The sequence below is a fragment of the Pseudomonas costantinii genome (genome assembly GCF_001870435.1).
GTDB classification, from domain to species: Bacteria; Pseudomonadota; Gammaproteobacteria; order Pseudomonadales; family Pseudomonadaceae; genus Aquipseudomonas; species Aquipseudomonas costantinii.
Genome location: NZ_MDDR01000007.1, coordinates 1 through 24400, shown reverse-complemented (window position 1 = coordinate 24400; position 24400 = coordinate 1). Strand labels below are relative to the sequence as shown.

Genomic DNA, 24400 nt, shown 5'->3' with positions numbered 1-24400 from the left:
TCGACATGTTGAGGCGTTGGCTCGCTGTACCCGTCCTGATGGCTGTTGGCAGTGTGGTCATGGCTGCCAATTGCCCGCCGTTGCTGGAGGGCCAATTGCCCAAGCTGCGGGCCAAGGAATCCATTGACCTGTGCCAGCGCTTTGCCGGCAAGCCGCTGGTGATCGTCAACACCGCGAGCTTCTGTGGGTTCGCCCCGCAATTCAAAGGTCTCGAAGCCTTGTATCAGCGCTACAAAGGCCAGGGGCTGGAAGTGATTGGCGTGCCGTCCGATGATTTCAAGCAGGAAGCCAAGACCGGCGAAGAGACCGCCAAGGTGTGTTACGTGAATTACGGCGTGACCTTCACCATGACCGAGCCGCAGAAGGTCAAAGGCCCGGATGCGGTGCACTTGTTCAAGGTCCTGGCGCAGCAGAGCAGTGCGCCGAAGTGGAATTTCTATAAGTACGTGATCGATCGCCAGGGCAAGGTGATCGCCAGCTTCTCCAGTTTGACCAAGCCGGACAGCCCGGATTTGATCAAGGCGGTGGAAGAGGCGTTGGCTTCCAAGCCCTGATTATCGCGCACTAAAAAGCCCCGCCTCCCTTGCAGGAGAGCGGGGCTTTTTCATGCAGCGTTAGATCAGAACTTGTACGTTACGCCCAGGCCGAAACCGTTGGCGCTGTTCTCGTACTTGGCTTTGTAGTTCTGGCCCAGTGCGTTGGTTTTATTAACCGTGACAGCTTCTTCCTTGAGGTAGGAATAAGCCACATCGACGGTCATGTTATCCATCACTGCGTAACCCAGGCCAACACTGAAGATGGTCCGGTCGCCAGTAGGGATGCGCGGCGAACGATCAGTATTGTTGGTAGGCGACTGGTCGAAGGTCAGACCGGTACGCAGTACCACTTGCTTGGTGAGTTGGTACGAAGTACCCAGGGCATAGGCCCAGGTATCGTGCCAGTTCTGTGGCTCTGAGATCTGGCCGACGATGCGAGGTGCGAGTGCACCGCCAGCTGTCGTCACGCCTTCGTTGTTGACGGTAATGTCTTTCAGGCGGCTCCAGCGAGTCCAGGTTGCACCACCGTATACCTTCCAGGCGTCGTTCAAGTCTTGAGTGACCGATGCGTCCCAGGATTCAGGGGTGTCAACTTTCAACGAAGCATCGTAGCGCCCTGCACCGAGGAGGAACGAAGGAACGCCTGCGCCTGGAGTGACGTCGGTATGACCTTCGAGCTTGTACTTCACTTCCGAGTGATAGGTCAGGCCGACACGCGTGGTGTCTGTGGCTTGTACCAGGATACCGGCGTTGAAACCGAGGGCGGTGTCATCACCTTTAACCTTGATTTTGTTGTCGCCGCTGCCCACCAGGCCAACGCCTGCCAGGTTCGGCTGCGACTCCAGAGTGCCGGAGATGCGGTTGATGGTCGGACCAAAACCGATCGAAACCTTGTCATTGAAGGCATAGCTGACAGTCGGCTGGAAGGTGATGACCGCCACTTCACTTTTGTTGCCGAAAGGGCGACCTTGGAAGCCACGCTCGTAGTCAGTCTTCAGGCCGAACGGTGCGTAAACACCAAAGCCGATAGCCCACTGATCGTTGAGTTTGTTGGTGTAGAAGCCGAAAGGCACAGCAGTGAAAGGCACCATGTCGCCTTTGTTGGAGCCACGAGCTGTACCGCTGGCATCTTTGATATTCGATGTAGCGTCAATCGCTGCAACACCACCCGTAATTTGCTGGCCTTCGAGGCGAGCCATACCGGCAGGGTTACCGTAGACAGTGCTTGCGTTATCGGCAGAAGAAGAGCGGCCTGCGAAACCCGTACCCATACCGGCGACGTCTTGTTCGTTGAGGGCAAAGCCGCTTGCGAACAGTTGGGAGGATGCCATGGTAACGGCGAGGCTAAGTGTGGTCTTGAGCATTACTTTTTTCATTATTAGAACTCCGTGGTGATCACCGCTGCGGAAAGTAACAATAAATTGAAGTTAGCGCTATAGGCTGAAATGCAGGAGATAGAGCCTTTTTGTAGGACAATCAGACCAAAATAAGCGTTTTTAGCCGAATCTTGCAAAACGCCTGATCAACAAGTGACCTGATTCATGGGTGAAACACAGGTTTTCCAGGTTTGGGCGAAATCTCGCAGTCGACCTTGAGGGTGAAATATTTCTTTCCAGATACGCGCCATGGCCAGTACATCGTCAGGCGGTGGTAGTGCGGGGCGATGTTGTTCGACAAGCAGCCAGGCGATGGCGGTGGCGTAACGCAAGTTGACCGTCAGTTCCAACTGTGGGGCACTGAGGAACGCATGCTGGCTGGCCAGGCCGCGAACCAGGCTGGCACGTTCTGGGTCCAGTGCGAGGTAATCGTCCCAGAGGGCGCGGTGGCGAGGTTCGGTGATGCTGTACAGGCCATGGCCGCGCCGATCATGCAGGGCGGAGCCAAGTTCAGACTGGCTGGCGGCAATGCCCAGCAGCAGAGACTCAGCTGTCGGGTTGTGGCAGCCGAGATAAAGCAACGTCGGCCTGATCACATAACGACACAATTCGCTGGCGGCGATACCCATACAAGCCTCAATCCATGAAAGTGGTCGACGATGCCTGAGAAGGGGGCTTGGCAGCTGTGGATCGGATCTCAGGCTCGTCGTAAGCGGATCATGCCGCTTGAGTTGAAGTGTAGTGTCATATTTATGATGTAAAGGACTGTTTTTAAAACATCTTCTTCATTTAGTTATAACGTTTATATCTATTGGAACTTAGTGCAGACGCTCCAAAGCCGAATTTCAGGCAATAAAAAACCCTGTTTTTTAAACAGGGTTTTTTGTGTTTCAGCGACTCGGGTCGATCAGGCAGTCAGTGCCTGACGGGTACGCTCGATCACGGCCTGCAGCGGTTCTGCGCTGGAGTATTGATCGGGGTACAGGCGTTCGCTGTGACGAGCGATGCCGTGTTCGTTGACCAGGGTGAAGCTGAAGCAGCCTTTGCGAGCGGCCATGATCAGGCAGTTCATTGGAGCAAAAGCATTGGTGAGGGTGCGAATGGCATCCTGAGTGTGGATTTGAGTGGACATATTATTGGTGTTCCTACAAATGACACGGATAAGAACCGTGCAACGTTAAAACGTTCCAGTAACGTTGATCACCATTGATCAAACGAAGAACCCGACTGGAACAAAGCAGCCAGTTTGAAGCGCTGATAAGTTAGGCGCGCTTGGGCTGGCAGGTAGGTACTTAGGAGGGCAGGCAACACAACAGGGGCAAAGGTTCTGGGCCCGGGGTGAAGATCCTGATCAATTTGCAGGTTGGTTCGGTCAGAGTATTGAAGCTTGGCGGCACCCTTTGCTTGTTCAAAGGCAGTGTCGTCGCAAGAAATACCTGGAAACCATCGAGGTGGTCGATCCCGTGTTGTTCAGGGGAGTTATTCGACCAGAATTGACTTTCAGCTTGGTACTAACGCCGCGGATAGTAACGGATTGAAACAAGGAAGGGAAGTGTGCTAACCAAAAAACTTCAATCAGCCGCCCAACAGTCCGCGATAGATCAGCACTGTGGCGGCTGCGGCCACCGAGCAGCCTAGCCCATAAGCCGCGAGGGTCAGGCGTAACGAGCGACCAGTTTCGATGACTTTCATCACGTCACGCATGTCATTGATCCGACCGTCACCTAACTCGATGCACAGGCTCACTGCGGTAAACGCTGCCGAAAGCAGGATGGCGATGGCAAATAGTGCGCCGTCGGGGGAGGGCAGTGCCGCATTGATTCCGAGTGAGGTTGCGCAGATAGCCAGCAGCAACACAGCGAATAACAAGATTCCTTTCATCAGCCCTTACATGGTTACGTTGTCGGTGGGGCAGTGTGGCGAGCCGGGACAGATTTGAATAGTCCCTTGGTTTAGCCTACCGGTAACATCTTTCCGGTGCGTTGAAGCAAAAAGCACCGGCGATATAACCAGTGGGTGGGTACTTGTGCACATTAGTTGCGAGGTATGTAACCACTCTGTCAACTGCTTGGAAGCGTCGCCATTTGCCTGCAATGAAAATTTAAGTCAATGAAAAATATCGCTTTTTTTTATTGGTGAAAAAATCGTCAGTTTGACTGCGGCCCCCATTCCATGGGGCTTTGAGCGAGTTAAAGGAGGGTTGTCCACTGAGTTATCCACAGCTTCTGTGGATTGTCCCGAGCGCTTGCTCTAGAACGGGCGTGCAGGTTTTTTTCATCTTTACCTGTACGAAAAAAAGAGTAGAGTGGCGCGCCTTCCGTTCTGTCCCACAGTGCTTTATGAAGTTTCGCTCAGTATCACCTTCTGTTACCGACCTCCCCCAAACTGTTACCGCACCCAAGCGCTTCTCCTTGAAGGTCGCCTTGTGGCTACTTGACAGCCCGCGCCTGGGGCACAACTCCAACGTCAAACACTTCGCTGGGCGCCTGCTCAAGCAGCCGGCCCGTGAAGGTGTGGTCGCCGCGCAAAGCCGCCTGGGTCAATTGATGTGCCGCGAGTGCGGCAACGCGCGCGATCGCCGCATCGGCCACGACCTGCTGCGCCTGGCCGCCCGCGCCGGTGACCGCCGCGCCCAGCGCGAACTGGGGCAGGTCGAAGACTGAGCTGTCCAGGGCCCCCTGTGCTCCGTTAACCTTGCTCTTTTTCGGTGATGGCAGAAATGGCTATGGTTTTTGACTGGACCAGCATTGCCTTGGGACTCGCGGGTGCTGCGGTGCCTTTATTGGCCGTGTGCTGGCAGATTCAACGGCGGCTGAGCGCGCGCATGACCGGATGGGAACTGCTCGAAGAGCGTTTGGCCACTGCGCAACTGGCCCAGGAAGGGCTTGCCGCTCAGCTTGAGGCCAGTCGTGACGAAATCAGCGATCTGAGCCAGGCCAACGTCGCCAAACTGGCCGACTTGGCCGCCGTGCGCCGTGAAGTCGAGCTGCTGCAAATCGACCGCGATAACGCCCGTGATGCGGCCCATGCCTGGAATCTCGACCGCAATGCGAAGGAAGCCGAGCTGCGGCGTCTCGACGCGCTGTCAGCTGCGCTGCGCGCTGAGCTGCGTGAACAACAGGACAGTCATCAACAACGTCTCACTGACTTGCAAGGCTCGCGGGACGAACTGCGTGCGCAGTTCGCGGAGCTTGCCGGGAAGATTTTCGACGAACGTGAACAGCGCTTTGCCGAAACCAGCCAGGAGCGCCTGGGTCAGTTGCTCGATCCGTTGAAGGAGCGTATCCAGTCCTTCGAAAAGCGGGTCGAAGAAAGCTATCAGAACGAAGCGCGCGAACGCTTCTCTCTGGCCAAGGAGCTTGAGCGTCTGCAGCAATTGAACTTGCGCCTGTCGGACGAAGCCACCAACCTGACCCGTGCCCTCAAGGGCCAGAAAACCCAGGGTAACTGGGGTGAGCTGATCCTGGAGCGGGTGCTGGAACATGCCGGTCTGGAGAAGGGCCGCGAGTATCAGACCCAAGTCAGTCTCAAAGGGCCGGACGGTGAGCGCTTTCAGCCGGACGTGTTGATCATGTTGCCTGGTGACAAGCAGGTGGTGGTCGATTCCAAGGTCAGCCTCACGGCTTATCAACAATACGTTGCGGCGGATGATGACGTGATCGGTCAGGCCGCTCTCAAGCAGCACGTGCTGTCTTTGCGCAATCATGTGAAAGGGCTGGCGGGCAAGGATTACAAACGCCTGGAAGGCTTGCACAGCCTGGATTTTGTTCTGCTGTTCGTGCCGATCGAGGCGGCTTTTTCAGCCGCACTGCAGGCCGAGCCGAACCTGTTCCAGGAAGCCTTTGACCGTCATATCGTTATCGTCAGCCCCACTACCTTACTGGCCACCCTGCGGGTGATCGACAGTCTGTGGAAGCAGGAGCGCCAGAGCCAGAACGCCCGGGAAATCGCTGAGCGCGCCGGCTGGCTCTACGACAAGTTCGTGCTGTTTATTCAGGATTTGGATGAAGTCGGCAACCGCCTGCAACAGTTGGATAAGGCCTACAGTTCGGCACGAAACAAACTGACGGATGGACGCGGAAATCTGGTCAGTCGAATTGAGCAATTAAGGTTGCTCGGTGCTCGCGCCAGCAAAAGCCTGCCTGCTGATCTGCTCGAGCGTGCAATGACTGATGAAGACGGTGTGGCGCATTTGCCAGAGTAGGGGGCTGTCCATGTGGGAGCAGGCAACCAGCTCCCACAGGGTATTGAGTGAAGTCTTCTTACAGCGGCAAATGTCGGCTGAGCAACGCCCTTAGTGCAGCTGGTTTCACCGGCTTGGCCAAATAATCCATTCCCGCCGCATGCACCGCAGCCACCATCTCCGGACGCCCGTCGGCGCTGATCACCACCCCCGGAATCGGTTCTGCGAGTTGCGCCCGTAGCCAGCCCATCAGCTCAGTGCCGGTTTCGCCGTGGTCCAGGTGGTAATCCACCAGCGCCAGTTGGGGGCGTACGCCATCGGCCAGCAGCGCTACACATTGCGCCTGGTCGGTGGCGGTCCACACTTCGCAGCCCCAGCGCGTCAACAAGCTGCGCATGCCGATCAGGATGCTTTCCTCGTTATCCACACACAGCACCTGCGCGCCGCTTAATGGCAACCCATTGTCCTGCGTGGCCTTGACCGATGGGCTGGCCTGGTTACGTGCCAACGGCACGCGCACGCTGAATACGCTGCCCTTGCCCGGCCAGGAACGCACGCTCAGCTTATGGTCCAGCACGCGGCACAGGCCATCGGCGATCGCCAGGCCCAAGCCCAGGCCTTTCTCGGCGCGGGTCTGGTGGCTGTCCAGGCGTTTGAACTCTTCGAAAATCACCTTCTGCTTATCCAGCGGAATGCCTGGGCCGCGATCCCAGACTTCCAGGCACAGTTCGTTCTTGCGTCGGCGTACGCCGAGTAGCACTGGGCCGTCGGCATAGCGGAACGCGTTGGTCAGAAAGTTCTGCAGAATACGCCGCAACAACTTGATGTCGCTGTCCACTCGCAGTCGACTGCCGCGCAGGCGGAAGCGCAGGCCTTGTTCTTGGGCCAGCGCCTTGAATTCGGCACCCAAGGTGTCGAACAGCTCGTTGAGTACAAAAGGCTGGCGCTGTGGATTGATCTTGCCGTTTTCCAGGCGCGAGATATCCAGCAGGTCACTGATCAAGTCTTCGGCGGAGCGCAGCGAACTGTCCAAGTGCTGCACCAACTGCCGGGCCTCGGTAGACAGGCCATCGTTCTGGTGTGAGAGGGCGGCGGAGAACAGCCGGGCAGCGTTCAGCGGTTGCATCAGGTCATGGCTGACGGCAGCGAGGAAGCGGGTCTTCGACTGGCTGGCGGATTCGGCCACGCCTTTGGCGTCGGTCAGTGCCACGTTGAGTTGCGACAGTTCATGGGTACGCTCGGTGACCCGTTGTTCGAGGCCCTCGTTAGCCTCGGTCAGCGCCTGTTCGGCCTCACGGAACGCGGTGATGTCAGTGAAGCTCATGACAAAACCACCGCCGGGCATCGGGTTGCCGATCAGTTCGATCACTCGCCCATTCGGGAACAAGCGCTCGGAGGTGTGCGCGCGGCCTTGGCGCATCCAGTGCAGGCGTCGCGCCACATGCACTTCGGCTTCGCCCGGCCCGCACAGGCCGCGCTCGGCGTTGTAGCGAATAATGTCGGCAATCGGCCGGCCGACACTGATCAAGCCTTCAGGGTAATTGAACAGCTCCAGATAACGCCGGTTCCAGGCCACCAGCCTCAGTGACTGGTCGACGACGCTGATGCCTTGGGTGATGTTTTCGATGGCACCTTGTAGCAGCGCCCGATTGAACTGCAAGACCTCGGAGGCTTCGTCGGCGATCCGTACGACGTCCTCCAGCTGCATTTCCCGTCCTTCAATAGCGGCTTTCACCACAGCCCGTGTCGACGACGCACCCAATACGCCCGCCAGCAAACGTTCGGTATGGGCGATCCAATCGTTATCGGCATTCTGGTTGGGGTTGAAGCCTTTACCTTGGCGATAGGCGAAGCGGATAAAACTCTGTTGAGCACGTTCTTCACCGACAAAGCGCGCAGCCAGGCTGAGCAGGTCGCTGATCTGTACCGACAACATCGAGCGAGCGCTGGCACGTTGGCTAATTTCCTGACCAATAAAGCGCCCAGCCTGCCAATGCTCGGAAACGCGGGTGCGCGACAGCATCGAAACCCAGACAAACAGCGTGAAGTTACCTGCCAGGGAGAACACCGTACCGAGGGTTAACGAGGTCACGGACAAGCCAAACGGATGTGAATGCATCCATGCCAGTCCAGGGAAAAGGCTGACTGACCAACCAAGGCTTTTCGCGGTAACCGGTAGGACCAAGGTGTAGAACCACAGGAATGTGCCTGCGGCCAAACCCGCAAAAACCCCGCGACGGTTGGCCTGCTTCCAGTACAACGCGCCGAGCATCGCGGGTGCCAGTTGGGTGACGGCCGCGAAGGCGATCTGGCCGATGGTCGCCAGGCTTGCGGTAGAGCCCAGCAGCCGATAACTCACGTAGGCCAGCAGCAGGATGATCACAATGCTGACCCGGCGCACCGACAGCATCCAATGGCGGAACACCTCGAACGGCCGCTCGGCGCTGGAGCGACGCAGCAGCCAAGGCAACAGCATGTCGTTGGAGACCATGGTCGACAATGCAATGCTGGCCACGATCACCATCCCGGTAGCCGCCGATGCACCACCGATAAATGCCAGCACGGCAAGGGCGGGATGGGCTTCGGCCATGGGCAGGCTGATCACGTACGAGTCCGGCAATACCGAACCGGGCAACAGCATTTTGCCGCCGAGGGCGATGGGGATGACGAACAGTGCGGCGAGGATCAAGTAAGCCGGGAACACCCATTTGGCCAGGCGTAAATCCTGGGGGTCGATGTTCTCAACCACCGTCACATGGAACTGTCGGGGCAGGCAGATGATCGCCATCATCGCCACGCCGGTCTGCACGACCATCGATGGCCAGTTGATGGTCTCCTGCCAGTATTCTTCGAGGCGCGGCGCCAGCATCGCCTGGCTGATCAGGTCACCGAAACCGTCGTACAGGCCGTAGGTCACAAACGCGCCAACGGCAAGAAAGGCGAACAGCTTGACCAAGGATTCAAAGGCAATCGCCAACACCATGCCACGGTGGTGTTCGGTGGCGTCGAGGTTGCGCGTACCAAACACAATGGTGAACAGCGCCAATACCAGCGACACGATCAATGCGGTGTCCTGGGCGCGGGTGCCAGTGGTGTCGGGGCCGGAGCCGATCAGCAAGTTCACACCCAACACGATGCCTTTGAGCTGCAAGGCGATATAGGGCAGTACGCCGACCAGGCAGATCAGCGCGACGACCACTGCCAGGGACTGGGATTTGCCGTAGCGCGCGGCGATAAAGTCGGCGATTGAGGTGATGTTTTCCTGCTTGCTGATCAGGATCATCTTCTGCAGCACCCAGGGTGCCAGCACCAGCAATAGCACCGGCCCCAGGTAGATCGGTAAAAACGCCCACAACTGCTCGGCGGCCTGGCCTACAGCGCCGAAGAAGGTCCAGCTGGTGCAATAGACGGCCAGCGACAGGCTGTACACCCAGGCACGCATGCGCGGCGGCAGCGGCGCATGGCGGCGGTCACCGTAAAAGGCGATGGCAAACATAATGGCCATATAGGCCAGGGCAACGGCGGCGATCAGCCCGCTGGACAGCGTCATGGTAACTCCGAGCATAAGAACACCCAGGCATTCCAGGCCCGGTTGGACAGTCTCGCATGATGCTTGGGGTTAGTCAGTGTCGACCAAGGTCGTGTGAGATTTTATGTCGCAGGGGGTTCTGAGCGGGGTGGCAGGGTCTTTTGACGCAGGATGTAGAGGGTCACCAGCACGGCGCTGGTCAGCATGAACCCACGCGCCCAAGGCAGCGGCACCCAGTAGCATGAGAGGCCGATGCTCAACCACATCAAGCCGATGGCGTAGACCTTGCCCTTGAGCGGGATGCCATTGCCGTCCAGGTAGTCACGAATCCACGGACCCAGGCGCGGGTGTTCCACCAGCCATCGGTAGAAACGTGGAGAGCTTCGAGCGAAGCAGGCGGCGGCGAGAAGCAGAAAGGGTGTGGTTGGCAATACCGGAAGGAAAATACCGATCACCCCCAGCGCTACGCTCAGCCAGCCGATGGCCAGCAACACGTAACGCAGGAGTAGCGAGCGATTGCCCATGGATGTCACGGGCAAACGACTCAGTGGTGACGAGGCTTGAGGATCGCCGGTTTTTCGTCAGGTGCGTTGCACAGCAGGTACAGGGCGGTCAGGGCTTCCGGGATCTGTACGATCATGTCGTCCATGAGGTTGGCGTCGGCGGCGATGTCGGAGAATTCCGGCTGATCGTCGAACAGGCCCGAACCGACCATGATCGGCAGCAGCATTTCGCTGACTTCTTCTTCGGCGGTTTCGAACCAGGCGGCTTCGCGCAGGAACACACCTTCCATGAAACCGATGCACCAGCCGCGCAGGTCGGAGTCGTCCGGCTCTTCGCCCAGGTCCAGGTCGCAAGGCAGCTCGAACTCCTCATCGGAGGCCAGTTGGCGACCGATATGGGCCTTGAGGGCCAGCAGGGTGGATTCGATTTCTTCGCGTTGGGCGGCGTCGGCGTAATGAGGTTCTTCAGCGAACAAAGCGTCGATCCACTCACGGTCCGGCACGATATCGGAACAGATCGACAGGGCGGTCAGGTAGCCGTGGGCGGCCACGTAGTCCAGCGCCTCGTCATGCAGCTCATCGGCGTCGAGGAAGGCTTGCAGGCGGGTTAGTTGCTCAGCGAAGGACATTGAAGGACTACCTTGGGAATAAACGATGCTGAATTCTAGGCTTTCTTGAGCGCCCAGGCCAGCCGCACTGCATATTTGCCAGGTTTTAGATAGCAGTCGCTATTCGTCAGCCGCGCCCTTTGCCGGGTAACGCTCGGGTATACTGCCGCGTTTTGTGATGCCCTTGCAGGCCAAGCACCAACCCGAGAAAACTTCACTTACGGATTATTTCCCGTGAGCGCGTGTTTTTTCGGCCAGCCTGTACAGAGGGTTTCGGCACTTTTTTGGAGTTTTACATGCTCGAGCAGGCTCAACGCGTCCTCAAGGACATCTTCGGCTACGACAGTTTTCGTGGCCGCCAGGGTGCGATCATTGAGCGCGTGGCCAATGGCGGCGACGCTTTGGTATTGATGCCTACCGGCGGGGGCAAGTCGTTGTGCTTCCAAGTGCCGGCCTTGTTGCGTAATGGCCTGGCCGTGGTGGTGTCACCGCTGATCGCGTTGATGGACGACCAGGTTGCCACCCTCGAAGAGCTCGGCGTCGCCGCCGCTTCCCTGAACTCCACCCTCAGCGCTGAACAGCAGCGTGACCTGGCCGCGCGGATCAAGCGCGGTGAAGTCAAGATGCTCTACCTGGCCCCCGAGCGCCTGGTTCAGCCGCGCATGCTGGCTTTTTTGCAGAGCCTGGAAATCGCCCTGTTTGCCATCGATGAAGCCCACTGCGTATCGCAATGGGGCCACGATTTCCGTCGCGAATATTTGCAGTTGGGCCAGTTGGCGGAGTTGTTCCCCGATGTCCCGCGCATTGCCCTGACTGCCACCGCCGACAAGCGCACCCGCGAAGAAATCGTCGAGCGCCTGCATTTGCAGAACGCTGAGCGCTTTCTATCGAGCTTCGACCGACCGAATATTTTCTACCGTATCGTGCCCAAGGAGCAGCCGCGCAAGCAGTTGCTGGCGTTCCTGTCCGAGCGGCGCAGCGATGCAGGCATTGTCTATTGCCTGTCGCGCAAGAAGGTCGATGAAGTGGCGGCCTTCCTCTGTGAGCAGGGCTACCCGGCGCTGCCGTATCACGCCGGTTTGCCCAATGACACGCGTGCCCATCACCAGAAGCGCTTCCTCAACGAGGAAGGCCTGATCATGGTGGCCACCATCGCATTCGGCATGGGTATCGATAAATCCAACGTGCGTTTTGTGGCACACATGGATCTGCCCAAATCCCTTGAGGCCTACTACCAGGAAACCGGTCGTGCGGGCCGTGATGGCCTGCCGGCGGATGCCTGGATGGTCTACGGCCTGCAAGACGTGGTGATGCTCAAGCAGATGTTGCAGAACTCCGAAGGCGACGAGCGTCATAAGCGCCTGGAGCAACATAAACTCGACGCCATGCTCTCGTTGTGCGAAGAGACCCGCTGCCGCCGTCAGACGCTGTTGGCGTATTTTGACGAGGACATGCCGGAACCCTGCGGCCATTGTGACAACTGCATCGACGGCGTGCAGACCTGGGACGCCACCGAGCCGGCGCGTCAGGCGTTGTCAGCAATTTTTCGTACCGGCCAGCGTTATGGCGTCGGCCATCTGGTCGATGTCCTGTTGGGCAAGGACAACGAAAAGGTGCGCAGCTTCGGCCACGAAAAACTCTCGGTCTACGGTGTCGGCAAGGCCCGCGCCGAGGGTGAGTGGCGCTCATTGTTCCGGCAGATGGTTGCGCGTGGCCTTGTAGATATCGATATCGACGGCTTTGGTGGCCTGCGTTTGAACGACAGTTGCCGGCCATTGCTCAAGGGCGAAGTGAGCCTGGAGTTGCGCCGCGACCTCAAGCCGCAAACCACCGCCAAGAGCAGCACCAGCCAGGCCAGCCAGTTGGTGCGTGGCGAGGAGCGCGAGCAGTGGGAGGCCCTGCGTACGCTGCGGCGCAAGCTGGCGCAGGAACACAGCGTACCGCCTTACGTTATTTTTCCCGACTCCACGTTGCTTGAGATGCTGCGTGAGCAGCCGACCACCATGGCCGAAATGGCCAGGGTCAGCGGCGTGGGTGCACGCAAGTTGGAGCGTTATGGCCAGGCCTTCCTGGAAGTGCTCGGTGGCCAGGCCGAAGCGCCGAAGGAAGTCGCCGATATTCGCCACGAGCTGATCAGCCTGGCGCGCGCCGGCATGACCCCGATCCAGATCGCCGGCCAGCTGCAATGCTCGGAAAAGAACGTCTACACCTTGCTCGCCGAGTCCATCGGCAAGCAGCAGTTGTCGTTGGAGCAGGCCCTTGATTTGCCGGAAGATTTGCTCGGCGAAATCCAGGACGCTTTCCTCGACGGGGAGGGTGAATTGCCACCGGTTTCGGAGATCTCACCGCTGTTTACCGGGCGTGTTCCTGAGGGTGTTTTGTACTGCGTGCGTGCCGCGTTGCAGTCGGAATTCGAAATTTAGTGCGTCAATTACGACAATGTAACGAATCAGTACATAGCAACTCTTGCCTACTGGCATGGCTCATGCTTAGCTGACTAATAATTAGCCACACTTTATTTTCAGTCTAAAACATGAGTTTTTTATGCCGTTAACCGATCAACACCGATTTGGCATGCAGTTGGCGCAAATGTCCCGAGGCTGGCGCGCCGAACTGGATCGCCGCTTGGCGGGTCTGGGCTTGTCCCAGGCGCGTTGGCTGGTGCTGTTGCACCTGGCCCGTTTTGAAGAAGCACCGACTCAGCGTGAACTGGCACAAAGTGTTGGAGTGGAAGGGCCGACCCTGGCTCGCTTGCTCGACAGCCTGGAAGGCCAAGGCCTGGTGCAACGCCAAGCTGTGCTGGAAGACCGTCGCGCCAAGCGCATCCTGCTCTGCGACACCGCCCGTCCTTTGATCGAGCAGATCGAAACCATTGCCACGGCCTTGCGCCATGAGCTGTTTGTGGGTGTGGATGAGGCTGATTTGAGCGTGTGCATGCGTGTGCATGGGCACATTCTGGCGAATCTGGAAAAGTCCTGATCTTCGTTGGCGTAGCAGCTGTCGAGCTTAAGCGAGGCGGCGTCTGCCGCGCCTCGGTAATGTGCCGGGTTTGATAGCGGCGGCGCGGCTTACGCAGCCTCGCCAAGGCTCGGCAGCTGCTACGGGAAGAGAATGGGGTATCAGAACGTCTGCCCCAGGTTCAGATACACCGCCTGCTGATTATCATCATTGAACCCATAGCTGAAATTCAGCGGCCCCAACGGCGTATCAAACCCCAGGAACACACTTGCTGCGTTGATATACCCGCTGTCGAACTGATTGTCGTTGTTCCAGGCCCGGCCGCGTTCCACCGAGGCCCCCAGGTACAGTGGGAAATCCAACGGCAGGTACGAGCGTGGCGTCAGGCGGCGGTAGTACACCGCACGCATCAGGCTGATGTTTTGCCCCGAGATCGCATCCTCGCGAAAGCCCGACAATTGTCGCGCGCCGCCGAGCAGGAAGCTGGAAGTCACTACGTCGGATTTATCCAGGGTGCGCCCGTAGCGACCGCCCAATATTAGGGTGTCTGGGCCGTGGCTCATGGCCTTGTCCAGCTTGAACTCCCACTGTCGGTAGCGTTGGTCCGAGCCCAGGCCCGGCTCGAACTCACGCAAGGCCAGGCCAATGTCTTCGCCGGTGTGAGGGAAGTACACGTTATCCAGGGAGTCGAACGAGTACTTCAACTCATAGAAACCTTCGCTGAAGCTCACGCTCGGTAGGTCGCGGTCGCCAATACGCACGTCCGCCTTGCCCCAGGCTTCGCCGACGCCGAAGCGGATCTCGCCGCTGTTGCCGATCTGCCGCCCAACGTTCAGGCCAAAGCCATAGCGTTCCAGGCGGTATTCGGAGATGGGGTCGTTGTCCATGATCAGTTCAACGTTTTGCGCCTGGGCCCTGATATAGGGCGCGATGAAGTAGCGTGAGCCGGTGTCCATCGGTTGGTAGAACTCGCTGTACAGTTCTTGGCGATCGCCGATCTGTACCCGCGTCAGCCACTCCGCGCCGAGGTGATTGATGCCATTCATGCGGTAACTGGCGCCGATGTTGAAGGCGCTGTCACCGCGCATGTCATCCGACAGGTTCAAGCCCAGGCGCAGGTAATCGGTGCCGCTGCGCTTACCCCGTGCGCTGATCACCAGCGTGTTGTCCTGGCCTTTTTTCACCACGCGGTATTGCACCTGCTCGAAGTAGTCCAGGCCGTACAGGGTGCCCATGTCGATTTGCAGGCGGCTCAGGTTCAGCGGCTCACCCAGGGTCTGGCGGATGTAGTAGCGGATCACGTCGTCGCTGACTTTCGAGTCGTTCTCTACGCTGATCGCGGTGATCACCGGCGTGCGCTCACCTGGGGTGCGCGCGGCTACCAGCTGCGGGTCGACCGGTTCGGCGGGGCGCAGGTGCGCCAGGCGTATATCGAGGGCTCGAGTGGCGCGGTAGCCAGCGTCGATCATGTCCTTGGCACGGCCGAAGTCCGTCACGCCGTAGGCGGCCAAGGGCGGCTGGATCAGCACATCCTTCGGATGCAGAGCCTTGAGTTGTTCTTCAGAGTTGCGGCGAGTCATCAGGGTGATGGACTGGTTGAGTACGTCCACCACGGTGGCCAGTTGTTTGCGTGAGCGCAGTGGGGTGCCGATGTCCACCACGATGGCGATGTCGACGCCCATCTCCCGCGCTACATCCAGTGGGATGTTATCGGTCATGCCGCCATCCACCAGCAGCCGGCCATCAATCTCCACCGGCGCGAACACCGCAGGGATCGACATGCTGGCGCGGATCACCTGGGGCAGGTGGCCTTTGCTGAACACCACTTTTTCGCCGGTGGTGATGTCGGTGGCCACGGCGCGGAACGGGATCGGCAGTTTGTTGAAGTTACGCGTATTGCTGGTGTGGGCGAACATGCTCTCCAGCAGCAGCGCCAGGTTCTGGCCCTGGATCACGCCCAGCGGTAAACCCAGGCTGCCGTCGTCGCGGAAACTGAGTTTCTGTTTGATCAGGAAGTCTCGGTCATCCTGTTTACGTCGAAATGGCACATCTTCCCGTGGCGGTGCGTCGGACAGTGCCTGCTGCCAATCGATACTCAGCGCGAGCTTTTCCAGTTCGTCGATCTTGTAGCCTGACGCATACAGCCCGCCAATCACCGCCCCCATGCTGGTGCCGGCAATTGCATCGATCTGGATGCCTTGCTCTTCCAGGGCCTTGAGCACACCAATATGCGCCAGGCCACGGGCGGCACCACCTGAGAGCACCAAGCCGACTTTAGGGCGTGGTGTTTCAACGGCGTCGGCGAGCAGAGGGAGCAGGCACAAGAACAGGCAGGACAACAGGCGGCGCATCATGAATCTCGGGCTGGGCGATAAAGGCCGCTATTATAGCCATTCGATCCTCCGAGCCCGTTACGCCAGGAACCTCTCAAATTATGTCCACAAGCAAACCCGAGATCGTCATCACCTATTGCACCCAGTGCCAGTGGCTACTGCGCGCCGCGTGGCTGGCCCAGGAGTTGTTGAGCACGTTTTCCGATGATCTGGGTCGTGTGGCACTGGAACCGGCCACCGGCGGTGCATTTCGCATCACCTGCGATGGCGTGCAGATCTGGGAGCGCAAGGCCGATGGTGGCTTTCCGGAAGCCAAGGTGCTTAAGCAGCGCGTGCGTGATCAGATAGATCCACAGCGCGACCTGGGGCATAACGACCGCACGCAATAAGGTCACCGCCACTGAAGGACGGTGACCCGGTGTGCGCGATTATTTGGCAGCCATCTTGTTTTTGATGAAGGCGACGACAAAGGTCAGTACCAGTCCGCCGACGCCACCCCCAATGATGTTGCTGCCGAGCGCTGCAACATTCAAAGCATCACCTGCTGGTGCGCCAAGCACCCAGGCGAGGAGCTGGCCGAGTACCAAACCTCCGACACCGCCGACCATTGAATTGAGCCCGGTGGTCCCCAGGCTTTGATTTGTCATGCCGGCCAAGTTACCGCCGATGGCACCGCTGATGATCTGAACCAACAGGCTGATGAGCATTTCCATGATGAAACCCCTGCATCGCGTAGATGGGATGACCACTCGCTTGCAGCAACTTCAGAACACACCATGGCTGTCGTCGAGCTGTCTTTTATCCGTTGAACGACTACAGACTGTTACGGATGTTTAAAGTATAGATCAGGCCGTTGCCGCCGGCTGTTTGGCCTGGCTGGCGCTGCCCATCAGGCCGGACAGGACGATAGCGACAATGATCAGTACGCCGCCCAGCAGCATGCGCAAGGTCGGGGTTTCGGCAAATAGCAACCAGGCCATAGTGATGCCGTAGACCGGCTCCATGGCAAACACCACCGACGCGGTGCGCGCCTTGATCACCGCGAGGCTGGCGACAAACAGGCTGTGGGCCAGCCCCGTACAGAACACGCCGAGTAAACCGATCCATAGCCAGTCAATCGCGCGCACATCCGCCAACCCCGGCGCCGCCACGGGCAGCAGGCAGGCTGCGACCACCACGTTCTGGCACAGCGCTGCCTGCACGGCAGGAATCCGCCCGGAACTGGCGCGGTTATTCAGCGACAGCAGCGAAAACAAAAGCCCTGAGGCGATGCCCCAGAGCAGGCCGCCTGTGGCTTCGCTGGCGAGGTTGAAATCTGGTGTCACCAGCACCAGCCCGACGCTCACCAGTACGACCAGCAGCACTTCATTGGCGCGAATACGTTCGCGGAAAATCAGCCCCTCGAGGATCACGGTAAAGGCTGGAAACGCTGTAAATCCGAGGGTTGCGACGGCGACCCCGGCGACTTTAACGGCAATAAAGAAGGTTACCCAATGCGCGGCGAGTAATACGCCGCTGACCAGCAGTCGGCGCCAGTCGCGCATTTCCAGTTTTTTCCAGGTGGTGTTGCTGGCAAACCGCGCAAATACCGCAAGGGCAAGCACGGCAAACGCCGCTCGGCCAAATACGATAATGGCGGGCGAGGCGGCGGCCAGTTTGCCGAAGACACCGGTAAGGCCAAACATCAATGCGCCGATATGCAGGGCGCCGAGGGCTGAGCGGGGAGTCATTGCGATCCTTGAACCAACGGGGTAACAGAATCGCAGTCTAGAGGCTCGAGGGCGTCGGCGTCTGTCGCCGACCTCGCGTTTTTTAACGCAGGGCTCTTGTTACACCGACCGACGTAACTTTCCGGGCGAGGCGCCAAACTCACGCAGCATGGCGGCGCAGAACGCGCTTTGTGAGGTGTAACCGACGCGTTCGGCAATCTCGCCGATGGGCAGTGGTGTCTTTCGTAATAGCCCCAGAGCCATGTGCAGGCGACGGCTGCGCAGATAGTCCATCGGCGTTTGTCCGCATTCCGCCATAAAACGTGCATGCAGGCGCGCCACTGAAAGATCCGCAATCCGTGCAAGGTCGGCAACCTGCAGCGGATGCGCCGCATGGCGTTCGATATGTGCATTGAACGCCGCATACGGCAGGCGCCTGCCCGGCACCGGTCGAGCCAGCGAATGATTGAGGCTGGCCAGCAACAGCACCGCGCCTTGCTGGACGATCAGCGGATCATTCACCGGGCTATGCGCCAACCATTGCACCAGCTGGTTTTGCCGGGAGTCCAGCGCGAGGCGTGACGGTTGATCAAGCAAGCGGCGGCTGGCATCGGCGTGTTCGCCCAAAGATTGCAGCACCCAGTGTTCAGTAGGCACATCCAACACCAGGCATCGGCTGCCGTCACGGCTGCCGCAACTATGGTGGGCAGAGAAGGGCAGTACCATCACGCTGCTTTCGTGCACCTGGCTGCCACGGCCATCGACTTCCAGGTCCAGGTGCCCGGACAGGCCGAACACCAGCTGCGCATGGTCATGGCTGTGGGCGATGGGGGCTTCGAGGTAGTGGCGTAGCGTGAGGGTCGGTCTCATCGCGGTCTCCTGGGCTGGCTTGCAGAGTCTACAGCGCTTCGCCGTCGCCAGGCGCTGTCATCAGACTGACGCATATCTGTCATGGGCTATTAATCGCCGTGGCGCAAGCTCGCGAAAACACCGTCGAGGGATGCCCATGACCAGTGCCGAGTTCGTCAAACCCAGCCGCAAACAACGGGTGCGTACCCTGTGGATTTCCGACGTGCACCTGGGCACCCGGGATTGTCAGGCCGAACACTTGTCGCAGTTCCTCAAGGGTTACCACGCCGACAAGGTGTACCTGGTGGGTGACATCATCGACGGCTGGAAACTGCGCGGTGGCATGTATTGGCCTCAGGCCCACACTAACGTGATTCGCCGTTTGCTGACCATGGCCAAGCGCGGTACTGAGGTTATCTACGTCACCGGCAACCACGACGAATTCCTGCGCCGCTATTCCAAGCTGATCCTGGGCAATATCCAACTCGTCGATGAGGCGGTACACGTCACCGCCGATGGCCGCCATTTGCTGGTGATTCACGGCGATCAATTTGATGTGATCACCCGCTATCACCGTTGGCTGGCCTTCCTCGGCGACTCGGCCTATGAATTCACTCTCACGCTGAACCGTTGGTTGAATCACTGGCGTGCCCGGTATGGCTATGGCTACTGGTCGCTGTCGGCCTACCTCAAGCACAAAGTCAAAACGGCCGTGAATTTTATCAGTGATTTTGAAGAGGCGATTGCCCACGAAGTGACCAAGCGTGAGCTGCATGGTGTGGTGTGCGGGCATATCCACCACGCGGAGATCCGCAAGGTGGGTGAGGTGGATTACCTCAACTGCGGGGATTGGGTGGAGTCGTGCACGGCGTTGATCGAGCACTGGGATGGAAGTATCGAGTTGTATCGGTTGGCGGATGCACAGGCGAAAGAAGCGCAGCTAAAAGCTGAAATGGTCACTGGTTAAAGGTCCTGCTCGGTCCAACTGTGGGGGCGAGCAAGCCCGCTCCCACAGTTTGATTCGGTTTCGTCAGTTGGAAACGTCGGCAATCGCCTCAGCCAGCAGCGCCAACCGCGTCGCATCAATTCCGGCTACGTTAGCCCGCCCCGAACTGACCATATACACGCTGTGCTTCTCCCGCAGTTGCTTCACCTGCTCTGCACTCAAACCGGTATAGGAAAACATCCCACGCTGCGCACCAATATGCGCAAACTGCTCGGCCAGCCCGTGTGGCGCCAGCGCTTGCACCAAGCCGGAGCGCAACTGTGCAATCCGCGAACGCATGGCTTCGACTTCACTACTCCAGAGTTTCTTCAGCTCGGCGTCGCCCAGAATGGTCGCTACCACTGCCGCGCCATGATCCGGCGGCGTAGACCATAGGTTGCGCGCGGTATTCGCCAGTTGGCTGCGCACATCCGTCAGCTTCTCGGCATTCGCCGCGCAGACAATCAACGCGCCCACACGGTCGCTGTACAAACCGAAGTTTTTCGAGCAGGAACTGGTGATCAGCACTTCCGGCAACTCGGCAGCAAACAGTCGCACCGCCCAAGCATCTTGCTCCAGACCGTCGCCAAAACCCTGGTAGGCAAAGTCGATAAGCGGCAGCAGTTCGCGCTCACGGACGATTTTCAATACCTGGCGCCAGTCATCCTGGGACAGGTCGAAGCCGGTCGGGTTATGGCAGCAGGCGTGCAGCAGCACTACATCGCCCTTTGGCACGGTGGACAGCGTGGCCAGCATCGCCGACACATCCAGGCGGTTGTCGCTGCCAACATAGGGGTAGTGGCTGACCTTCAACCCGGCCTTGGCGAAGATGGTTTCGTGGATCGGCCAGGTGGGGTTGCTCAGCCACACGCCACGTCCGGGCAGGTTGTGGGCGATAAAGTCGGCGCTCAAGCGAAGGGCGCCGGTACCGCCAGGGGTCTGGGTTGCGCCGGCACGGCGTTCGCGGATCAGCGCTGAGTCGGAGCCGAGCACCAGCTCGCTGATCAGGGTGCCGAACGCGGCATTACCGTGGCCCCCGATGTAAGTCTTGGTGGTCTGGGTGTCCACCAGGCGCTGTTCGGCGAGTTTCACCGAGTGCGGAATCGGCGTCAGGCCCTGGTTGTCCTTGTACACGCCCACGCCCAGGTCGAACTTGTTCGGGTTGGCGTCTTGGGCATACAGGTCCATCAGCCCGAGGATCGGGTCGCCGGGCACGCGGCCAATGGCATCGAAGTGCATTACTTACGGCCCTCGGCGGTCTTGGCCACTTCGTCGGTGCGTGCGGCCATGATGAAGTCGTTGCGGTGCAGGCCTTTGATCGAGTGGCTCCACCAGGTCACGGTGACTTTGCCCCACTCGGTGAGCAGGCCAGGGTGATGACCTTCGGCTTCGGAGATTTCACCCATGGCGTTGGTAAAGGCCAGGGCGAATTTGAAGTTCTTGAACAGGAAAACCTTTTCCAGCTGCATCACACCGTCGCGTACTTCGATGTTCCAGTCAGGGATCTGCTTGATCAGTACCGGCAACTCTTCATCGCTGACTTGTGGGGCGTCGGCGCGGCAGGCTTCGCAGTGGGCTTGGTTCAAGGTGGTCATGTGGAGTGTCCTGAATTCGAGTGTTTGAAAAACGGTCGTCAGTGGCGTCACCCTAAAGCAACGCGGGGCCAGGGAACAGACTCACCTGGCATCAAAACGTAAGGTTCACGCAGCTTTGGGTTTGGGCGGAAATTTCGGTGCGTGCAAGCCAAGCTGCATTCCGCGTTCGACCATACCCATGATGTCTTCCTGCGCCACTTCGAACAGGCGCTTGAGTTCGGGCAGCACGAAGTACAACGGTTGCAGGATGTCGATGCGATACGGCGTGCGCATCGCTTCCAGTGGGTCGAAGACTTGATGTTCAGGCTCGGACGACAGGCTGTACACCGTCTCCTTGGGCGACGACAGAATGCCGCCACCGTAGATGCGTCGGCCCTCGGGCGTATCCACCAGACCAAACTCAATAGTCATCCAGTACAGGCGCGCCAGGTACACGCGTTGCTCCTTGGTGGCCGCCAGACCGAGTTTGCCGTAGGTGTGGGTGAATTCGGCGAACCAGGGGTTGGTCAGCAGCGGGCAGTGGCCAAAGATCTCGTGGAAAATGTCCGGTTCTTGCAGGTAGTCCAGTTCTTCACGGGTACGAATAAAGGTCGCCACCGGAAACTGTTTGCTGGCGAGCAATTCGAAGAAGGTCTGGAAGGGGATCAGCGCCGGCACGCGGGCAACTTGCCAGCCGGTAGTCTCGGCCAACACTTGGTTGATTTCGCCCAGTTGCGGAATACGGTCCAGGGGCAGGCCAAGCTTGTCGATACCGTCCAGGTATTCCTGGCAGGCGCGACCCTCGATCACTTTCAGTTGACGGGTGATCAGGGTGTTCCACACCGCGTGTTCTTCCGGCGGGTAGTGGATAAAACCTTGCGCATCGGGCTCGCGGGCCACGTATTGCGTCTGCTTCATACGGCTCTCCTGCTAGGCATTCGTTCTTGTTATGTCCTGCGATGAGTCTATTGATAACTCGGAAAGTGCCGGTTTCCATCAGCCTGCGGCTTAGGGATGTAGGAAAATTTACCGAATTTCGTAAAGTATTCGTTACGATTGTAGGGTTTGTCGGTGTCTTGGGCTGTGAAAAGGCCGAAAGCTGTCACATAATCTTGACGACTATCTGCGCCCAGCGACAAAAAGACGCGGCGCCTACCCACTTTTCGGGCCTTTTCATGCGTATCAAAGTGCACTGCCAGAACCGCATCGGCATCCTGCGGGACATCCTCAACCTGCTGGTGGAGTACGGCGTCAACGTAGCCAAGGGTGAGGTCGGCGGTGAACATGGCAATGCCATTTACCTGTTTTGCCCGAACCTGGTGAACATGCAGTTCCAGTCGCTGCGCCCGCAGTTCGAGGCAATTGCCGGTGTATTCGGCGTAAAACGGGTAGGGCTGATGCCCAGCGAGCGGCGACATATGGAGCTCAACGCGTTGCTCGGCGCTCTGGAGTTTCCAGTGCTGTCGATCGACATGGGTGGCTCGATCGTCGCCGCCAACCGCGCGGCGGCGCAGTTGCTCGGGGTGCGGGTGGACGAGGTCCCGGGGATTCCGTTGTCGCGTTACGCCGAGGATTTCGATCTGCCGGAACTGGTGCGTGCCAGCAAATCGCGGATCAACGGCATGCGGGTCAAGGTCAAGGGCGATGTGTTCCTGGCGGATATCGCGCCGCTGCAATCCTCCGAGCACGATGACAGTGAGGCCATGGCTGGCGCCGTACTGACCCTGCACCGTGCCGACCGCGTGGGTGAGCGAATCTACAATGTGCGCAAGCAAGAGCTGCGCGGCTTCGACAGTATTTTCCAAAGCTCCAAGGTTATGGCCGCGGTGGTTCGCGAAGCGCGGCGCATGGCACCGCTGGATGCGCCTCTATTAATAGAAGGCGAGACCGGCACTGGTAAAGAACTGCTGGCGCGCGCCTGCCACCTGGCTAGCCCGCGTGGGCAATCGCCGCTGATGGCGCTTAACTGCGCAGGCCTGCCGGAATCGATGGCCGAGACCGAGCTGTTTGGCTACGGTCCCGGCGCGTTTGAAGGGGCGCGGGCTGAAGGCAAGTTGGGGCTGCTGGAGCTGACGGCGGGCGGTACGTTGTTTCTAGATGGCGTGGGGGAAATGAGTGCACGGTTGCAGGTGAAATTGCTGCGCTTTTTGCAGGACGGCTGCTTTCGCCGGGTAGGCAGTGATGAAGAGGTGTATCTGGATGTGCGGGTGATCTGCGCGACTCAGGTGGACTTGTCGGAACTCTGCGCCCGTGGGGAGTTTCGCCAGGACCTTTATCACCGTCTGAACGTGCTTTCGTTGCATATTCCGCCGTTGCGCGAATGCCTGGATGGCTTGGCGCCGCTGGTTGAGCATTTTCTTGATCAGGCCAGTCGGCAGATTGGTTGCCCTTTGCCCAAGTTGGCACCGGCGGCTATGGATCGGCTCAGTCATTACCACTGGCCGGGTAATGTGCGGCAGTTGGAGAATGTGCTGTTTCAGGCGGTGTCGTTGTGTGAGGGGGGGATGGTCAAGGCGGAGCATATTCGATTGCCCGATTACGGCGTGCGTCAGCCGCTTGGCGATTTTTCGCTGGAAGGTGGGTTGGAGGAGATTGTTGGGCGGTTTGAGAAGGCTGTCTTGGAGATGTTGTATTTAGAGCATCCCAGTAGTCGGCAGCTTGGCAAGCGCTTGGGGGTTTCGCATACCACTATTGCCAATAAGTTGCGTGATTACGAAGTGCTTAAGGCTGACAAGTAATTTTAGGTGTATATCCGTTATTTAGGTAACGGCGGCCTATGGTTCCGCTCTTACAGCGGGTCACTTTTGGAAAGGCCCAAAAGTAACCAAAAGGCCTTCGCCCCACCACTCGGCACCTCGCTGTGGCTCGGTGTGCCCGCACGCAGTCTTGAATCCGTGGGCCGCCGCGATGGGCCATCCTTGGCCCAGCGCGGCTAACCCGGCGTCCTGCCGGGTTACCCACGGATTCAAGCCTGCGTGCGGCCAGCGTGGTTAATGGGGCGCCTGAGATCAAGATCACAAGCAGATCAAAAGCAGAGCACGGCGGCCTGAAAGCCGACCTGAGTGGTGTGGATCAAAAGCCAGATCAGAAGCAGGGCAGAATGCAGTTTCCCTGATGTATGGAGCACCCACATTACTCGACCGCTTTTGATCTACACCACTCAGGTCGGCTTTCAGGCCGCCGTGCTTTTGCTTTTGATCTTGATCTTAGGCGCCCCGTTAAACCACGCTGGCCGCAAGTAGGCACGGTGGAGCGGG

22 protein-coding genes are annotated in these 24400 nt (G+C 58.9%); 8 read left to right on the top strand and 14 right to left on the bottom strand.

All coding sequences use genetic code 11. The features are described 5' to 3' along the window. Positions 1–5: 5 nt before the first annotated feature. The gene (locus tag BFL40_RS05125) at positions 6–554 is read left to right on the top strand and encodes a glutathione peroxidase (protein ID WP_071482927.1); all 549 of its coding nucleotides are present in this window, start codon (positions 6–8) and stop codon (positions 552–554) included. Between the two features lie 65 nt (positions 555–619). Here the strand turns inward: BFL40_RS05125 and BFL40_RS05120 are convergent, their stop codons facing one another. From BFL40_RS05120 to BFL40_RS05105, 4 genes are all read right to left on the bottom strand, one after another. Continuing rightward, positions 620–1912 carry an OmpP1/FadL family transporter gene (locus BFL40_RS05120; protein WP_071482926.1) on the bottom strand — a complete coding sequence of 431 codons (1293 nt, stop codon included), beginning with the start codon at positions 1910–1912 and terminating at the stop codon, positions 620–622. 146 nt (positions 1913–2058) lie between these two features. Beyond that, positions 2059–2541 carry a hypothetical protein gene (locus tag BFL40_RS05115; RefSeq protein WP_071482925.1) on the bottom strand — a complete coding sequence of 161 codons (483 nt, stop codon included), beginning with the start codon at positions 2539–2541 and terminating at the stop codon, positions 2059–2061. A 278-nt stretch (positions 2542–2819) separates the two neighbouring features. After that, positions 2820–3044: a hypothetical protein gene (locus tag BFL40_RS05110; protein WP_071482924.1), complete on the bottom strand. Its 225-nt coding sequence runs from the start codon at positions 3042–3044 to the stop codon at positions 2820–2822. 443 nt (positions 3045–3487) lie between these two features. Next, positions 3488–3793, bottom strand: a complete 306-nt coding sequence (locus tag BFL40_RS05105; RefSeq protein WP_071482923.1) for a hypothetical protein — start codon at positions 3791–3793, stop codon at positions 3488–3490. A gap of 458 nt (positions 3794–4251) precedes the next feature. On the opposite strand from BFL40_RS05105, the gene BFL40_RS05100 reads away from it, so the two are divergent. Further along, the gene (locus BFL40_RS05100) at positions 4252–4575 is read left to right on the top strand and encodes an SEL1-like repeat protein (protein WP_071482922.1); all 324 of its coding nucleotides are present in this window, start codon (positions 4252–4254) and stop codon (positions 4573–4575) included. Positions 4576–4751: 176 nt separating this feature from the next. After that, a complete protein-coding gene (locus tag BFL40_RS05095) occupies positions 4752–6116 on the top strand; it encodes a DNA recombination protein RmuC (protein WP_174555597.1) in 1365 nt (454 codons plus the stop codon). A gap of 58 nt (positions 6117–6174) precedes the next feature. Here the strand turns inward: BFL40_RS05095 and BFL40_RS05090 are convergent, their stop codons facing one another. The 3 genes from BFL40_RS05090 to BFL40_RS05080 all read right to left on the bottom strand — a co-directional run bounded on the left by BFL40_RS05090 (position 6175) and on the right by BFL40_RS05080 (position 10756). Further along, positions 6175–9645, bottom strand: coding sequence for a hybrid sensor histidine kinase/response regulator (locus tag BFL40_RS05090; protein WP_071482920.1), 3471 nt, complete (start codon positions 9643–9645; stop codon positions 6175–6177). 101 nt (positions 9646–9746) lie between these two features. Next, positions 9747–10148, bottom strand: coding sequence for a YbaN family protein (locus BFL40_RS05085; protein WP_071482919.1), 402 nt, complete (start codon positions 10146–10148; stop codon positions 9747–9749). Positions 10149–10168: 20 nt separating this feature from the next. After that, a complete protein-coding gene (locus tag BFL40_RS05080) occupies positions 10169–10756 on the bottom strand; it encodes a UPF0149 family protein (protein WP_071482918.1) in 588 nt (195 codons plus the stop codon). Positions 10757–11031: 275 nt separating this feature from the next. Here BFL40_RS05080 and recQ point away from each other — a divergent pair, with 275 nt between their 5' ends. Further along, positions 11032–13158 (top strand): DNA helicase RecQ, encoded by a 2127-nt coding sequence (recQ, locus tag BFL40_RS05075; protein ID WP_071482917.1) that lies wholly within the window; start codon positions 11032–11034, stop codon positions 13156–13158. Positions 13159–13279: 121 nt separating this feature from the next. Continuing rightward, the gene (locus BFL40_RS05070; RefSeq protein ID WP_071482916.1) at positions 13280–13714 is read left to right on the top strand and encodes a MarR family transcriptional regulator; all 435 of its coding nucleotides are present in this window, start codon (positions 13280–13282) and stop codon (positions 13712–13714) included. Positions 13715–13854: 140 nt separating this feature from the next. On the opposite strand, the gene BFL40_RS05065 is transcribed toward BFL40_RS05070, so the two are convergent. Further along, positions 13855–16044, bottom strand: a complete 2190-nt coding sequence (locus tag BFL40_RS05065; RefSeq protein WP_071482915.1) for a patatin-like phospholipase family protein — start codon at positions 16042–16044, stop codon at positions 13855–13857. A gap of 83 nt (positions 16045–16127) precedes the next feature. On the opposite strand from BFL40_RS05065, the gene BFL40_RS05060 reads away from it, so the two are divergent. Beyond that, positions 16128–16415, top strand: a complete 288-nt coding sequence (locus BFL40_RS05060; RefSeq protein WP_071482914.1) for an Rdx family protein — start codon at positions 16128–16130, stop codon at positions 16413–16415. A gap of 39 nt (positions 16416–16454) precedes the next feature. On the opposite strand, the gene BFL40_RS05055 is transcribed toward BFL40_RS05060, so the two are convergent. The 3 genes from BFL40_RS05055 to BFL40_RS05045 form a co-directional block, all read right to left on the bottom strand. Next, entirely contained in the window at positions 16455–16739 is a 285-nt protein-coding gene (locus tag BFL40_RS05055; protein ID WP_071482913.1) for a hypothetical protein, read from the bottom strand. A 132-nt stretch (positions 16740–16871) separates the two neighbouring features. Further along, positions 16872–17756, bottom strand: a complete 885-nt coding sequence (locus BFL40_RS05050) for a DMT family transporter (protein WP_071482912.1) — start codon at positions 17754–17756, stop codon at positions 16872–16874. Positions 17757–17855: 99 nt separating this feature from the next. Beyond that, positions 17856–18605, bottom strand: coding sequence for an AraC family transcriptional regulator (locus BFL40_RS05045; RefSeq protein ID WP_071482911.1), 750 nt, complete (start codon positions 18603–18605; stop codon positions 17856–17858). Between the two features lie 136 nt (positions 18606–18741). Between BFL40_RS05045 and BFL40_RS05040 the strand changes: the two genes are divergently transcribed. Further along, entirely contained in the window at positions 18742–19551 is an 810-nt protein-coding gene (locus tag BFL40_RS05040; RefSeq protein ID WP_071482910.1) for a UDP-2,3-diacylglucosamine diphosphatase, read from the top strand. A 63-nt stretch (positions 19552–19614) separates the two neighbouring features. Here the strand turns inward: BFL40_RS05040 and BFL40_RS05035 are convergent, their stop codons facing one another. The 3 genes from BFL40_RS05035 to phhA form a co-directional block, all read right to left on the bottom strand. Next, positions 19615–20808, bottom strand: coding sequence for an amino acid aminotransferase (locus BFL40_RS05035; RefSeq protein ID WP_071482909.1), 1194 nt, complete (start codon positions 20806–20808; stop codon positions 19615–19617). Then, positions 20808–21164: a 4a-hydroxytetrahydrobiopterin dehydratase gene (locus tag BFL40_RS05030; RefSeq protein ID WP_003192995.1), complete on the bottom strand. Its 357-nt coding sequence runs from the start codon at positions 21162–21164 to the stop codon at positions 20808–20810. Before BFL40_RS05030 ends, BFL40_RS05035 begins: the two co-directional genes overlap by 1 nt. 105 nt (positions 21165–21269) lie before the next feature. Beyond that, a complete protein-coding gene (gene phhA / locus BFL40_RS05025; RefSeq protein ID WP_071482908.1) occupies positions 21270–22061 on the bottom strand; it encodes a phenylalanine 4-monooxygenase in 792 nt (263 codons plus the stop codon). Between the two features lie 257 nt (positions 22062–22318). Between phhA and BFL40_RS05020 the strand changes: the two genes are divergently transcribed. Next, positions 22319–23881: a sigma-54-dependent transcriptional regulator gene (locus BFL40_RS05020; protein ID WP_071482907.1), complete on the top strand. Its 1563-nt coding sequence runs from the start codon at positions 22319–22321 to the stop codon at positions 23879–23881. Positions 23882–24400 lie beyond the last annotated feature (519 nt).